13 protein-coding genes are annotated in these 15,271 nt (G+C 41.3%); all 13 read left to right on the top strand.

Translation table 11 applies throughout. The features are described 5' to 3' along the window. Nucleotides 1–26 precede the first annotated feature (26 nt). Nucleotides 27–1,442 (top strand): FAD-binding oxidoreductase, encoded by a 1,416-nt coding sequence (locus AC1DPK_RS10810; protein ID WP_477510292.1) that lies wholly within the window; start codon nucleotides 27–29, stop codon nucleotides 1,440–1,442. After that, entirely contained in the window at nucleotides 1,435–2,796 is a 1,362-nt protein-coding gene (locus AC1DPK_RS10805; RefSeq protein ID WP_477510291.1) for a (Fe-S)-binding protein, read from the top strand. The genes AC1DPK_RS10810 and AC1DPK_RS10805 overlap by 8 nt, the downstream gene beginning before the upstream one ends. Before the next feature lie 108 nt (nucleotides 2,797–2,904). Next, nucleotides 2,905–3,768: a MurR/RpiR family transcriptional regulator gene (locus AC1DPK_RS10800; RefSeq protein WP_441877315.1), complete on the top strand. Its 864-nt coding sequence runs from the start codon at nucleotides 2,905–2,907 to the stop codon at nucleotides 3,766–3,768. 571 nt (nucleotides 3,769–4,339) lie between these two features. Next, nucleotides 4,340–5,245, top strand: coding sequence for an N-acetylmuramic acid 6-phosphate etherase (gene murQ, locus AC1DPK_RS10795; RefSeq protein WP_441877312.1), 906 nt, complete (start codon nucleotides 4,340–4,342; stop codon nucleotides 5,243–5,245). A gap of 59 nt (nucleotides 5,246–5,304) precedes the next feature. Further along, complete coding sequence (locus AC1DPK_RS10790) at nucleotides 5,305–6,759, top strand: ABC transporter substrate-binding protein (protein ID WP_477510290.1); 1,455 nt, start codon at nucleotides 5,305–5,307, stop codon at nucleotides 6,757–6,759. Between the two features lie 105 nt (nucleotides 6,760–6,864). Beyond that, entirely contained in the window at nucleotides 6,865–7,767 is a 903-nt protein-coding gene (locus AC1DPK_RS10785) for a carbohydrate ABC transporter permease (RefSeq protein ID WP_477510289.1), read from the top strand. 17 nt (nucleotides 7,768–7,784) lie between these two features. Next, nucleotides 7,785–8,645, top strand: a complete 861-nt coding sequence (locus tag AC1DPK_RS10780; RefSeq protein ID WP_477510288.1) for a carbohydrate ABC transporter permease — start codon at nucleotides 7,785–7,787, stop codon at nucleotides 8,643–8,645. Next, nucleotides 8,645–9,865, top strand: a complete 1,221-nt coding sequence (locus tag AC1DPK_RS10775) for an anhydro-N-acetylmuramic acid kinase (protein ID WP_441877300.1) — start codon at nucleotides 8,645–8,647, stop codon at nucleotides 9,863–9,865. The genes AC1DPK_RS10780 and AC1DPK_RS10775 overlap by 1 nt, the downstream gene beginning before the upstream one ends. Next, entirely contained in the window at nucleotides 9,866–10,837 is a 972-nt protein-coding gene (locus AC1DPK_RS10770; protein ID WP_477510287.1) for a GNAT family N-acetyltransferase, read from the top strand. Nucleotides 10,838–10,839: 2 nt separating this feature from the next. Further along, nucleotides 10,840–11,544: a PIG-L deacetylase family protein gene (locus tag AC1DPK_RS10765; protein ID WP_477510286.1), complete on the top strand. Its 705-nt coding sequence runs from the start codon at nucleotides 10,840–10,842 to the stop codon at nucleotides 11,542–11,544. Between the two features lie 25 nt (nucleotides 11,545–11,569). Beyond that, a complete protein-coding gene (locus AC1DPK_RS10760; protein WP_477510285.1) occupies nucleotides 11,570–12,712 on the top strand; it encodes an exo-beta-N-acetylmuramidase NamZ family protein in 1,143 nt (380 codons plus the stop codon). Between the two features lie 17 nt (nucleotides 12,713–12,729). After that, nucleotides 12,730–14,292: a glycoside hydrolase family 3 protein gene (locus tag AC1DPK_RS10755; RefSeq protein WP_477510284.1), complete on the top strand. Its 1,563-nt coding sequence runs from the start codon at nucleotides 12,730–12,732 to the stop codon at nucleotides 14,290–14,292. Nucleotides 14,293–14,304: 12 nt separating this feature from the next. Then, the gene (locus AC1DPK_RS10750) at nucleotides 14,305–15,222 is read left to right on the top strand and encodes an N-acetylglucosamine kinase (protein ID WP_477510283.1); all 918 of its coding nucleotides are present in this window, start codon (nucleotides 14,305–14,307) and stop codon (nucleotides 15,220–15,222) included. Nucleotides 15,223–15,271: the final 49 nt, after the last annotated feature.

Raw genomic sequence — 15,271 nt, 5'->3', positions numbered from 1 at the left:
TCAATTTAGTTATGGAGGAATCGTTCATGTTGAATGAAGCTGTAGTTAAACAATTACGAGAGATTGTAGGGGAAAAATTTTTTCGGACAGATCAGGAGGCGTTAATCGCACATTCCTATGATGGAACGCCGATGTTGCAGGCTTTGCCAGATGCAGTTATTTATCCAGAATCAACAGAGCAAGTTTCAGAAATTATGAAAATAGCTAACAGCAATCTTATTCCGATTGTAACAAGAGGCTCGGGCTCGAATCTTTGCGGTGGTACAGTACCATTGCAAGGCGGAATTGTGATGGTTATGCATCGCATGAATAAAATTATTGAAGTGGATATGGAAAACTTAACGGCTATTGTCCAGCCTGGTCTAATTACTGGACAATTCATTTCACATGTTGAAGGGCTAGGACTATTCTATCCACCAGATCCAAGCAGTATGAAAATTTCTACAATAGGCGGCAATATCGCTGAATGCTCAGGCGGTCTAAGAGGCTTAAAGTACGGAACCACAAAAGATTATGTACTTGGCTTAACTGCTGTGCTGGCAAATGGCTCAATCATCCGTACTGGCGGGAAATTGACTAAAGATGTCGCTGGGTACGATTTGACGAAACTATTAGTAGGCTCTGAAGGAACTCTTGCCGTTATTACAGAGGCGATTCTTAAGCTTGTGCCACAGCCAAAAACAAAGAAAACGATGGTTGCGATGTATAAGGATATTTATGGTGCAGCACATACGGTATCTAAAATTATTAAAAACCAAATTATTCCAGCTACCTTGGAAATACTGGATAATCCAACCATTCGGGTTGTTGATGATTTCGCGAAAATCGGTTTGCCACTAGATATGGCCGCGATCCTCATTATTGAGCAGGATGGTGAACAAGAAGTGGTTGAACGTGATATTGAAAAAATACAGCTTATTTGCAAGGAAGAGCAGGCGGATCGAATTGAGGTAGCAGCGGATCGTGAAGAAGCAGAAAAGCTTCTGACAGCTAGACGCAGCGCATTTACCGCACTTGCTCGCCTGCGCCCGACGACGATACTTGAGGATGCTACTGTACCTCGTTCTAAAATTGCGGAAATGATATTGCGTACAAATGCAATCGCCCAAAAATATAATGTGAATATAGCGACCTTTGGGCATGCAGGTGATGGAAACCTGCATCCAACCGCAACCACTGACGCACGTGACCACGAAGAAGTGCATCGTGTTGAGGAGGCATTTGCCGAAATTTTTGAAGCTGCAATCGAACTCGGTGGCACGATTACTGGTGAGCATGGGGTCGGAGTTGTGAAAGCCCCTTATTTGGAATGGAAGGTTGGGGAAGCGGGAATTGAAGTAATGAAAGGAATCAAAGGCGCTTTCGATCCATTGAATATTTTGAATCCTAGTAAGATGTTTGCTAAGGAAGCGAAGAAACGGGTGGTGGTGCAGCATGGCTAGTACTACAGGGAAACCGGTTATCGAGCATGCTAATCCTCTTGCTCGTACTTTATTAGAGAAGCTTGACTACGATCAATTAACAAATTGTATGCGATGCGGCTTCTGCTTGCCTGCTTGTCCGACATTCCATGAAACAGGTATGGAGCCTGCCTCTCCACGTGGACGCATTGCGATGATGAAGGCAGCTGTAGATGGACTAATGGTTCCAGACCAGCAGTTCCAAGATCAAATGAACTTATGCTTAGGCTGTCGTGCTTGTGAACCAGCTTGTCCGGCAGATGTAAAGTATGGTCAATTAATTGAACAGACGAAAGAAGCGATCGAGGAGCACGCAACGCATTCATTGCCGGTTAAAGTTATTCGCAAGACGGTTTTCAAACATTTATTTCCGAAACGTAGCAGCTTGAAGCTGCTTGGAGGCTCGCTTGCGGTCTATCAAAAATCTGGCTTGCAAAAAGTAGTGCAATCAACCGGTGTAATGAAGCTGTTGCCTAAGCAATTATCTGAGATGGAATCTATCTTGCCATCCGCCAGTTCAAAGGGTGTAGTTGAGCGTCTGGGCACTTTTTATCCTGCGAAGGGTGAACGAATCGCCAAAGTTGCGATGTTCCGCGGTTGTATCATGGATGTTATGTTCGCAGATACGAATGTGAATACAGTTGAGCTGCTGTCTGCTGCGGGCTTTGACGTATATATTCCTGAAAGTCAGGTCTGCTGTGGTGCGCTGCATGCTCATAGTGGGGAAATGAATGACGCTCGCGAACTGGCAGCAGTGAATATCGATATATTCAAACAGCTCGATGTCGCCTACATTGTATCCAATGCAGGCGGTTGTGGTGCGCTGCTCGTTGAATATGACCATCTTATGCAGGAAAATAAAAAGTACAGCGAGACAGCAAAATGGTTTGCTTCAAGAGTGATCGATGTCAGTACATTGATTGTAGAAAAGGGACGTGTACCGAAATTTGTACAAAAAGAAAGTTCTCAAGATGCCCGGAAAGTCAAAGTGACGTATCAGGATTCCTGTCATCTGCGCAATGTGATGAAAGGCTCGAGCGCTCCACGTAAATTAATGAGGGAAGTAGTTAACGCTGAATATGTTGAAATGGGCGAGTCTGATCGCTGCTGCGGCTCTGCTGGCATATACAATGTCGTACAGCCTGAGATGGCGGGTTCCATCCTTGAGCACAAAATGGAGCATGCGAACAACACACAAGCAAGCTATATGCTAACGAGTAATCCAGGCTGTCTGCTTCAAATGAAGCTTGGAATAGAAAAGCATAAGCCTGATCAGACGATGAAAGCGATGCACATCGTTGATTTTTTGCATGATCGGATGATTGTATCAGAGTAACAAATATTAATTTTAAGTTTGCCAAAATGTATTTTGCTATTGTATTAGGTTGTCTAAATTGTTTATGATATTATTTAAGGTGTTAATTAAATCTTGAGTAGGTAGATTATGAGTTTAAATGACAACATATTAATTAAGATTCGTGAAATGAGAGAAAGCTTTACTCCAGTTGAACGATTGGTTGGAGATTACATTTTAGAAAATAAAGAAGAAATCCCTCATTTATCGATTAAGGAATTAGCTCAATCTAGTAAAACAAGTGATGCCTCTGTCCTTCGTTTCTGTAAGACGATGGGTTACAGCGGATACCGCAATTTTATTGTGAGTATCTCCGCTTCTTTGGGCTCTCGTGATGAGGATCCAAAGGCTCAATATACAGATATTCAGCCGGGCGATGATCTCTCGACAATTATTTCAAATATTTCTTTGAATAATTGCAAGTCCATTGAGGATACGCTTAGTGTCATCGACCGAAAAGAAATTGCAAGAGCTGTAGAATTATTATGCCATAGCAAGAGAATTGTTTTCTTTGGAATAGGTGCCTCAGGAATCGTTTGTATGGACGGGGAACAGAAGTTCTCACGAATTAATAAGATGTGCCATGCCTATACGGATGGTCATAGTCAGCTCACAGCAGCAACGTTACTTGAGAAAGATGATGTTGCCATTTTCATTTCCAACTCTGGCGCAACTAGTGATATTATTGATGCACTGATCATTGCTCAAAAGAACAAAGCGAAATGTATTGCGATTACGAAGTACAATAAAAGTGAGCTTGCCGTGCGAGCGGATATTGTTCTTAGTATATCTACACCTGAAATTACAATTCGCAGTGGTGCTATGGGCTCGCGTATTGCTATGCTTACGATTATCGACATCTTATTTGCTGGTGTCGCAAGTGCAGAATATGAGGAAGTAAAAACCTACTTGACAAAAACACATAATATAGTGAAGAAAAAACTGAGATATTAGGTTCTTCTTTAATGAATGGGGAAGAAAGCATTGATCATTGATCAATGCTTTCTTTGTGTATTTCATGCATTTATTTTTATACCTAACATAATACTCACTCAATTGATGTTAGATTAGCTACGTAACAAATGCGTTTAATCCAACCATATAATGATTAGTTTAATTCGACAATTAAGAGCTTTGCACGCTATTTTAATGTTGAAAATGAATAAAAATTGTAGGCAAAACGTCTACTGGTTGATTAGAGACTGTGTAATTTCATGCTTCATTTGAATTGGAAATAAGCGCATATGACAGCGATTTCTTTTTTTAGGAATACTGTAACGGTAGTACTGTAAGCGTTTAATGAAAATTAAAAAAGTACCTTGTAAGCGGTTTGTAAATGTGATATAACAGTGTGTATAGAGATTGAAATAAAAAAACAGAATATTATTTCTTTATGAAATATTATTTCAAAATCTATTGACGGATTGAAGGCAGTGTATTAATATAAAAAAATAATTCATGTTAATTAACCTCACTTATCTAGTAATTTATATGTGAAATATTGTTAACAAGACGGAGGATGACTATGAATGACTACCTTGCGGGTTTAACAACAGAGGCTGTGAATCCAGACACATTAATGATTGATGAATGTACGACGGAGCAAATGGTCCAGTTAATGAATCAACAAGATGCTCTGGTCTCAGTAGCTATAGCTGAGGAAATTCCGCAGATTGCAAAGGCGGTAGATGTTCTACATCATAGGTTGTCTAATGGTGGAAGAATGTTTTATATAGGAGCTGGCACATCAGGAAGATTAGGTGTTTTGGATGCTTCAGAATGTCCTCCTACCTTTGGTACAGATCCTTCCTTGGTACAGGGCTATATCGCTGGTGGCGATATTGCTTTGCGTAGTGCGGTTGAAGGCTGTGAAGACGATGTTGATGAAGGGACCGCAATAATCGAAAGCATCGGTGTAACAAACAATGATGTGCTAATTGGGATTTCGGCAAGCGGCAGTGCAAACTATGTTATTGCAGCTTTAACGAAAGCAAAGGAGCTTGGAGCAGCCACTATCGGTGTTTGTAACAACAAAGGCTCAAAGTTTGAACCCATTGTAGATGTTTGTATTTCACCTGTTGTAGGGCCGGAGGTCATTAGCGGCTCGACTCGATTAAAGGCGGGAACTGCTCAAAAGCTGGTGCTTAATATGCTGACAACATGCACAATGGTCAAGTTAGGGAAAACGTATAACAACTTAATGGTTGATCTAAAGGCAAGTAATTTTAAGCTGGTAGATCGCTCAGTTCGTATTATTATGAATACGACTGGTGTAGACACATCAACCGCCGCAGAAACACTTGAAAGAGCATCTATGAATTGTAAGCTGGCAATAATGATGATTAAAACGGGGTTGGATGCAAAGGAAGCAGAACAAGCACTTAACGCAAATGGAGGACGGTTGAAACAAGCGATCTCATCATTGGCTTAGGTGGAAAAGAAATGGAGTAACGGGATTGATGCTTTTAAAAATTGAGGAGGCTGTTATCGATGAAAAAAAGATCATTTGTATTAACTCTATTTTTGTCAGTAATCATGATGTTATCACTATTAACCGCTTGTGCAGGAAACGGGAAAAACGCTCCAGACGCTACAAATTCCGGAAACAAAGGCAGCAGCAACAGTGGTTCTGAGCTAAAAAAAGATACGATTACTGCATTATTACCTCCAGTATCGGCTAACTACCAAGCGCGTTTTACTGCTATGGAAAAAGAGTTTAATGAATTGTATCCACACCTAACTTTGAAAATCGAACCAGCGAGCTGGGAAGATATGACACAAAAACTTGATACTCAAGTAAATGCGGGGTCTCCTCCAGATATCGCTTGGGTTGGTTCTACAGGAATATCTAAATATGCAGCGCTAAACGTTCTAATTGACCTTAATGCTGCACTTTCAGATGAAGTTAAAGCAGATTATGATGAAGTTGCAATGAAATACTTCCAATTGGGCGATTCTCAATATGGTTTGCCAGCTTACTTGGCCATTCATTCTATCGGTGGCAACAAACAGTTCTTAGAGAAAGCGGGTATCGATTGGAAAAACGTTCAACAAAACGGTTGGACATATGACCAATTCCGCGATGCAATTAGTAAAGGCGTTGTTAAAAACGCTAAAGGTGAAACAACTCAGTATGGTTTTGTTTTCGCAACATCTGGTGTTACATCTAAGGACTATCTTAGTATTATGGCTAAATCTGCCGGTTTGCCAGACTACTTTGATCAAAACCTTAAGTTCTCTTACACAAGCAAAAACTTCTTAGGTCTGCTTGAAGCTATCCGTCAAATGATCGATGATGGCTCAATGCCTAAAGAACTAAGTTCTATCGATGCAGGCAAGCGCTGGAACATGTTCTTAACTGGTCAAACCATGATCACTGGTAAAGGCCTAGCTAGCTTTGAAAACTCTGCTCGTCTAAACAATGAAAAAATTAAAGCGAATGATGGTTCTGCAGTAGCGGATTCAATCGAAGCTGAATACATTGCGCTTCCTACACCTACATTTAACGGCGCTGATTACATTCCTACAGCTGTTGTTGATGGTTACATTGCGCTTCGCGGCAAAAAGGAACCTTCTGAAGAGCATGTTAAAAATATTGGTTTAGCCATTAATTTCCTATCTTCGGGAACCATTGCAGCTAACTACAGTAATGAGCTGTTCTTATCACCAATTACAAAATCTGCACGCAATGCTGCAGTGCTTGAACAATATCCTCGCAATGAAGAGAACGTTAAAGCAGACCAAATCATGATGTCCAAAGCGGTTCCGGCGCGTACAGATATCCCAACTGATCTAGCCGCAGAAGCACTTAAAATTGAAACGGAAGTCATCGTTCCTAAACTGCAAGCATTACTTGCAAATGAGATCAGTCCACAAAAAATGTATGATGCAGTTAAAGCAGCAGCAATTAAAGCCTTCGGTGAAGATGGTATTGTAGTTGACTAGTCTGTCATAACCTAGCATGTGAAAGCTGTACGTAGCTACAACGTACAGCTTTCCTTCTAAATTAGACTAGAGCTTTTACTTTTTAAAGAAGAGAGGTGCGACCCAATGAATCAAACGTTGACTAAAAGAAAAAAATTGAAACTCGAAAGTGACTTAGGTTGGGGATACGCGTTTATCGCAGTAGCACTTATTGCGTTTTCTTTATTTACCGCATATCCAGTAATCAATGCTTTTATGATCAGCTTACAAGAATATCGTCCATTAGGGTCCACATATGTCGGCCTGGAAAACTTCGTTAACTCATTTTCAGATGAACTTTTCTGGAAAGCATTGAAAAACACATTAGTATATACGTTATTAACGGTTCCATTTAATATTTTTCTATCCTTCTTAATTGCAATTTTGATTATACCTTTCAAGAAAAGAACACAAACAATCTTTAAAGCAGTATATTACTTGCCAGCTGTAGCATCAGGTGTAGCGCTTGCTGTTGTATGGCTGTGGATCTTCGATCCGTTAAAATCAGGTATTGCCAATCAGGTTGTGTCGTTTTTTGGGATTACTAATCAAAACTGGCTTGGTTCCAGTGCAACTRCCATGTTTTCACTTGTATTAATGTCATGGCTATCAAGTCATGGTACAGCGATTATTATCTATTTAGCTGCATTGCTCGGTATTGATAACAGCTATTATGAAGCAGCTGATATTGATGGCGCGACTTTCTTGCAAAAGCTTTGGTTTATCGTCGTTCCTTTCCTTAAGCCAACCACGCTATTCCTACTTGTTACAGGTGTCATTGGTTCCTTCCAAGTATTCCAAAACGCTTATCTTATGACAGGCGGTGGACCAGACCATGCAACAACAATGGTAGGTTTGTTGATTTTTAACAATGCGTTCACATATTTTGAGTTTGGTGAGGCAGCAGCACAATCATTACTTCTAGCAGCGATTATCGCAATTATTTCATACCTTCAATTTAAGTTTTTGGGCAAAGAAATAGAATACTAGGAAAGAGGCAGGATACTATGGGTTTGTTCAACAATAACATAAGAAGCAAAGGGTATCTGTTCGTCCGTAATGGTCTAATTATTACGTTCCTTATCCTATTTGCCGCAGCTRCCATTTTCCCGATTTACTTTATGATCATTTCCTCGTTCGGTGATCCGGTAGAAGCTGGTGCAATGAGCTATTCGATCATCCCGTCGAAGATTTCATTTGAATCCTATAAATTCTTCTTTAACTTCAGCCCGCATTCATGGGATTGGCTAATGAACTCTTTTATTGTGGCAGCTTGTATCACGGTATCTAACGTATTTTTTGCTACACTTGCAGGGTATTCTTTTGCAAAAATGAGATTTAAAGGAAGAAACATTTTGTTCGCTATTTTGCTAGGATCGATGATGATTCCTGGCCAAGTCACACAGGTTCCACTATATATATTGATTGTAAATATTTTTGAATTACAAAATACGTATACAGCTTTGATTATGCCAAGTATCGTAACGGTGTATAACATTTTCTTGGTTAAGCAGTTCATGTCTTCCATTCCAGTTGAAATTATTGAAGCTGCTAAAATCGAAGGTTGTTCTCAACCTAAAATCTTCTGGCATATCATTATGCCTCTATCAAAAACAGTTATGGCAGTACTGGCTATCCTAACGTTCATGGCAGCATGGAATGACTTCTTCTGGCCATTCCTAGTAACGAATACGATGGATATGCAAACGATTCAGGTCGGCTTGAAAAACTTCCGCTTTGCGAATACAACTTACTTTGCACCAATGATGGCAGGTGCAACAATTTCAGCAGTTCCAATGTTTATTTTGTTCTTCAGTTTACAAAAATACTTCCTTGAAGGAGTAACAGTTGGAGCGGTGAAGGGCTAATGGACAAACAATCAAAAGTTGAAGCAACATACTTAGTTGGCTTGATGTCTGGTACATCAGTAGATGGTATTGATGCAGCGGTAATTAAGCTTTCTCCAATGCCGGATAAAGAGCAAGGAGTAGAGATTGAGCTGCTGGCTTTTGAGAACACTGCTTTTCCGAAGCAAGTTAGAAACGCAATATTTGAGCTTTTTGACCGGTATAACGCTACGATTGATAAAGTTGGCGCAATGAATATGTGGCTTGGTGAATTATACGCCCAAGCCACATTGTCCGTTATAGGGAAATGCGGGCTTGAACCATCACAAATATTTGCAATAGGTTCACATGGTCAAACGATCTATCATGCTCCGGAAGAAAATGTTATGGACGGCTATAACCTGCATTGTACGGTTCAAATTGGTGATGGTGCAGTAATTGCGAATCGCACAGCAATTCCTTGCGTATCAGACTTTCGAGTCGCTGACATGGCAATGGGTGGACAAGGAGCGCCGTTAGTACCATTTACTGAATATTTATTGTTTAACAATCCAGAGAAAACACTTCTTCTGCAAAACATTGGAGGAATAGGGAATGTGACTGTTCTTCCTGCAAATGCCTCGCCGGAACAGGTATTTGCTTTTGATACTGGTCCTGGAAATATGATTATCGATGGGCTTGTATCGCAATTATTTGCGCCAATGACGATGGATGTTGGCGGTAGAATTGCTGCGAGCGGTCAAGTGATTGATGAGCTTTTGAAATGGATGCAGCAAGATGATTATTATAGGATGCCTTTACCGAAATCGACAGGCAGAGAACGATTTGGTCAACCATACGTTGCACAAATTATTGAATGGATGGAGGCTAAGAACTGGAAAGCTGAAGATGTTGTTGCAACAGCTACACACTTAACAGCATGGAGCATCATAGATAGCTATGAACGGTATATTGCGCCACAGCATCAAGCCCAGCAATTGCTAATTGGTGGCGGTGGCAGCTATAACCAAACGTTATTGCGTGATTTGCAGCAATTATTTGCATCCTATAAGGTGCAGGTGCTGACGCAGGAGGATGTCGGTGGCAATAGTGATGCTAAGGAGGCCATTGCATTTGCTGTACTAGCGTATTATACGATGAAGCGCTTACCAAACAATATTCCACTAGTAACTGGAGCTTCTCAGCCAGTAGTCATGGGCAAAATTTCTTGGCCTTATCTTGGACGTTCACAGGAGGTTTGAATGATGCAAATCAGACCCTTTTCATTTGAAGATCTTTCTGAAGTTGTAGAGCTTTGGAATCGAGAGGCTACAAAATATGATTACAAACCATTTACAGAGCGGGAGTTTCAAGATAGTTTCATTGATCATCCTTATTTCGATGCGGAGTGTATATGGGTAGGCTGTAATGAAAAAGGTATTGTTGGTTTTGCAGCCGGTTGCAGCGGTGACGACCTCCCGCTTGGAGATGTAGCCGGCTATATTACGAGTGTTATTATTGATGCCGAAGACGCTGCTCTAGAGTATTACGATGCTTTTCTTTTAGGTATAGAAAAAAGATTCCAAGTGCTTGGAAAAAGACAGGCGGAAGTATTGTTTTTCAACCCTATTAAGCTGATATGGAATATTCCAAGTGCGCGGCAGCATGAGCACAACAATGCCCCAGGCATCAGTAAGGACCAGCCATTATACGACGCTTTAATCGCTAGAGGGTACGTGGATCGGGCGACGCAATGCGGCATGTACTTAAGACTCGGAAACTTTAGTGTTCCTGAAGATATGACAAGCAAAGAAGTTAAAGCAAATAGTAAAGGCTATTATGTTACTCCTTATGCCCCTGCTTTGCATAATGGTCTTGAAGCAACGCTTGCTGCCTTGCAAAATCCGCAGTGGGAAAAAGATGTTGTATCGTATGTGAAGGATGGCGCACCTCTTATAGCAGCTGTGCATGGCAACGAAGTTGTTGGCTTTGCAGGTCCTATTATTTCAGAATCGAATGGTCGAGCATTTTTTTGCGGTATCGGTGTTCAGCCAGAGCATGAGGGTCATGGTCTCGGCAGTGTATTATTTTTCCGAATGGTAGAGGCTTTTCAACATGTGGGCTGTCAATATATTTCATTATTCACTGGAAGCAATAATCCGGCTCTTCGAATCTATCAAAAAGCAGGATTTAGTATTGAAAAACAATTTTCTATACTGCGGAGGGAACTATAAAGATGAGTGAAAAATTAACAGTATTGGCCATTGGAGCACATGTTGGCGATGTGGAACTAGCATCCGGTGGTGTACTAGCTAGTCATAGTGTAAAGGGAGACCGCATTGTGACACTAGCATTAACTGCAGGTGAAAGAGGTGTGCCAGCAGGAGGGGATATGAAGGAGTACCGTCAGCAAAAAGTGAAAGAGGCGGAAGTATTTGCTGGTATGCTTGGCGGTGAAGCTATTGTATTTGATTATTGTGACGGAGAGCTGCCTGACAATCAACAAGTTCGTATGGAGGTTTGTGATGTTATTCGCCGTGTAAAGCCAAATATTATTATTACACATTGGAAAAACAGTATGCATAAGGATCATGCGCTAACGCATCATATCGTAAATGATGCTCGTTTCTTCGCAAGCCTATCATCCTTTGAACGAGATCTTCCTGCTCACTTTGCAGCAAGACTATATTATTCCGAAAACTGGGAAGATGCTGTCGATTATGTCCCTTACCTATACGTGGATTTCGATCAGGCGGCATATGATCTATGGATTGATGCTTTAAGCAAACATTGGTTTGTGACGAATAGCAAATCTTTCAAATATATGGATTACTATAAAGCATTAGCAGTTGTTCGCGGCTGTGAAGCTAGAAAAACATATGCAGAAGCCTTTATGGTGCCTGCTGAAACGATGAAGGTTAGACAATCTAGTCTTTGGTAACAGTTCAGTAAGGAGGCAACTTTATATGGTGTTGAATGGGATCGATTCGATTATGAATTATCGTCAATGGTTTGAAGGCAAGCGCGTAGGATTAATTACAGCACCGACAGGGCTTACAAAAAAATTTGAATCAACGATTTCCATTTTGCATGAAAATTTTAATCTTACTGCGATGTTTTCACCTGAGCATGGTGTTCGCGGAGATTTGGATGCAGGGGCATTAGTAGAGACGTATATGGATCCTTTGACGAATGTTCCGGTCTATAGTTTATACCGTAAAGACTCCAAGCGTTTAATAAAGGAAATGCTGGATGAAGTAGATATCGTTGTGTACGATATTCAAGATGTTGGTGTACGGTATTACACATATATATATACGATGCTGTATGCACTTGAAGATTGTGCTAAGGCAGGCGTAGAATTTGTTGTTCTTGATCGTGTTAATCCGCTTAATGGGGTAAACGTGGAAGGGAATATTTTAAAGCCTAGCTTCAAATCATTTGTTGGAAATTACGAGCTCGCTGTTCGATATGGCCTAACAGCAGGTGAAGTGGCAATGATGGCAAATGATCAAATGAATTGGAATGCTTCGCTTCATGTCGTTCGTTTGGAAGGCTGGGAACGGAGCATGTCCTTCCCGGATACAAAATTAACTTGGGTTCATCCTTCACTTGGGATACCTCGATATGAAACAGCGTTATTATATACAGGTACATGCTTATTTGAAGGTACAAACTGCTCCGAAGGACGCGGTACAACGTTCCCATTTGAAATGATTGGCRCTCCCTTCATTCAAGCGAAGCAATTGGCAGATGAGATGAACGCCAAACGAATGCCAGGTGTACATTTCCGTCCTGTTCATTTCAAGCCGGCCTCATCTAAGCATGTTGGCGAACGATGTGGCGGAGTACAAATATATATTACAGATATCCAAGTGATGAAGCCGTTAGATGTTGGCGTAACCTTATTATTTGCGATAAGAGATTTGTATGAGCAATTTTCATTCCTGCCTCCTGTGAAGGAGGGCTCACGCCCATTTATCGATTTGCTGGGCGGGGACAGCATGTATCGTACGGAAAATATTAGAGCAAAGCAGCTGCTTGAACAGTTCGCAGAGGAAAGCAAGCAATTTGCAGAAATGAAGCAGCAATATCATTTATATCGTTAGTGGATGGTGAGCAATTGATGAAAACAATAAAACAAATGAGCTTGCGTGAAAAGATCGGGCAAATGTTCGTCACAGGCTTCCCGTCAACTGAGATATCTCCTGAGCTGAAGGAAGTAATCGAGCAGTATAAAGTCGGCAATATTATATTATTTTCACATAATATCGAAGATAAATATCAATTAGGCGGGCTTGTAGCTGAGTTGCAGCAATGGTTCACGACACATACAGGCTTCCCAGGCTTTATTACGATTGACCAAGAAGGCGGTCGTGTTACTCGAATGCCCAAGGACGCGACAAATGTTGCTGGGGCAATGGCAATTGCTTCATCAGGCCGACCTGAAAATGCGTATGCAGCAGGTAGAATGACTGCCAGAGAATTAAAAGCATTAGGTATTAATTTCAATCTTGCGCCAGTGATGGACATTAACAATAATGCCTTGAACCCCGTTATCAACGTTCGTTCTTATGGGGATTCTGCCCAGAAGGTATCACAATATGGGATTGAAATGATGAAGGGATTACAGGGTGGAGGCGTAATGTCCTCGCTTAAGCATTTTCCAGGTCATGGTGATACAAATGTCGATTCGCATATTGGCTTGCCTACGATTGAAAAAACGGTAGAGGAATTAGAGCATCTTGAACTGCTGCCGTTTAAGGCTGCAATTGAGCAAGGTGCTCAAGCTATTATGAGCGCACATATTTTATTTCCGCAAATCGATAAGTCCGGGCTGCCGGGAACGATGTCTTATACGATTATTACAGAGCTATTAAAAGAAAAATTAGGATTTAAAGGTTTAGTTGTATCGGATTGTTTGGAAATGGATGCGATTAAACGCTATTATGGTACTGCAAAAGGAGCGTTAGGGGCCGTTAAAGCAGGTATTGATTTGATATTTATTAGTCATACGCCTAAAACGGTTAAAGAAGCGATTCATTTAATAGAAGAAGCTGTTGCAAACGGTGATTTGGATGAAGCGGTTATTGATGCAGCTGTTACAAAAATTTTAGCTTATAAAGCCCAATATGCAGTTATTGAGGAGCTAGATTACGAAATAGTTGGCTGCGATGTACATCGCCGTGCGAATGATCTGATGCGAACGGAAACGATCTGCCGCATTAACGGTGAGATTGATCCTATTCAAACAGGTGATGAGCAAGTATTATTTATGGGCTCCTACTCCTATCGCACCGATCTTGCATCCAGCAGTGTCAATCAAGATCTTAGCTTCCCGCAATATATGGGTGAGCATTTTCATGCAGCGTATGAGATTATCAGCATTGATCCGAGCGAGGAGCAGATCAAAGCTGCGCTGCAAAAGGCTGAAGGCTGCAAGCATGTTGTAATCGGCTTGTTCAATGCGCGTGAAAACAGAGGTCAACTTGCACTTGTACAGAAGCTGTTGGCAGCAGACTGTAAAGTAACGGCCATTACATTAGGCCGACCATATGATTTAACATTAATCGATGGTGAGTTCTGCGGAATTGCAGCATTTGAGTATTCATTAGATGCATTCAAATCACTTATTCCAATCTTAAATGGTGAGCTTACACCAACTGCCAACATTACGATTCAGCTTTAGGGGGATATGAGTATGGCATATATCGTTGGAGTTGATGGAGGCGGCACCAAGACAGCTGTCACAATTATCCATGACCAGGAAGATGCTTTATTAACCTTTACTGTAGGACCAATTAATTATAACGGCGGGGATGCTGATGCGATTGCTGTCTCCTTTGAGGAAATTTTTAATCGAACGAAGCTCTACTGCAGCAATTTAGAGGAAGTTACTCATATCTGTATAGGAGCAGCAGGCGTAAGCAATCCGACAGTCGTTCATTTTTTGGAGAAGCATGTGAGAGATAATGGTTACATAGGACCGTTAACGATTACAGGTGATCAAGAAACCGCATTATACGGAGCACAAAATGCGATGCAAGGCATTATTCTCATTGCCGGTACAGGGTCGATTTGCTTCGGGGTGAATGAAAAGGGAGAGCAGCATCGCACAGGAGGCTTTGGCCATCTCATTGATGACAAGGGAAGTGGCTATTGCATTGGGCGCAATCTCTTGTCCATTTTAGTTCAAGCAGAGGACGGAAGAATGACGGATACAATCATTCCAGCGCTAGTATACGAGCAGCTTGGGCTAAGCACTGTGAAAGAAATTATTGGCTTTGTTTATCATAAAAATACAACAAAAAAAGATATTGCGAAGCTCGCACCGATCATGACGACAGCATGCGAGAAAGGGGATGCGCAAGCGCTTGAGCTAGCGGAGCAATGTGCAGCCAGTCTATTTGAACTTGTGGTGCCTGTTATTGAGCGACTAGAGTTATATGAAAGTCCGATTGCCGTTGCAGGAAGTGTGCTGCAAAAATCTCGTTTTGTAAAAGATGCATTGGAACGAAAGCTTGCACGAACCTACCCGCAAACAAAGCTGATCTTGCCGATTAGGGATGCTGCCTATGGTGCTGTTTTGTTAGGAAGATCAAAAATGAAAAACGATTAGTAGTTAGCGTTATGCGAAATTAGGGTGTGTCATAAGTCCGAGCAGTTCT

This window comes from Paenibacillus sp. 01T424, from assembly GCF_056398745.1.
This window is presented reverse-complemented; position numbering and strand designations above follow the sequence as displayed.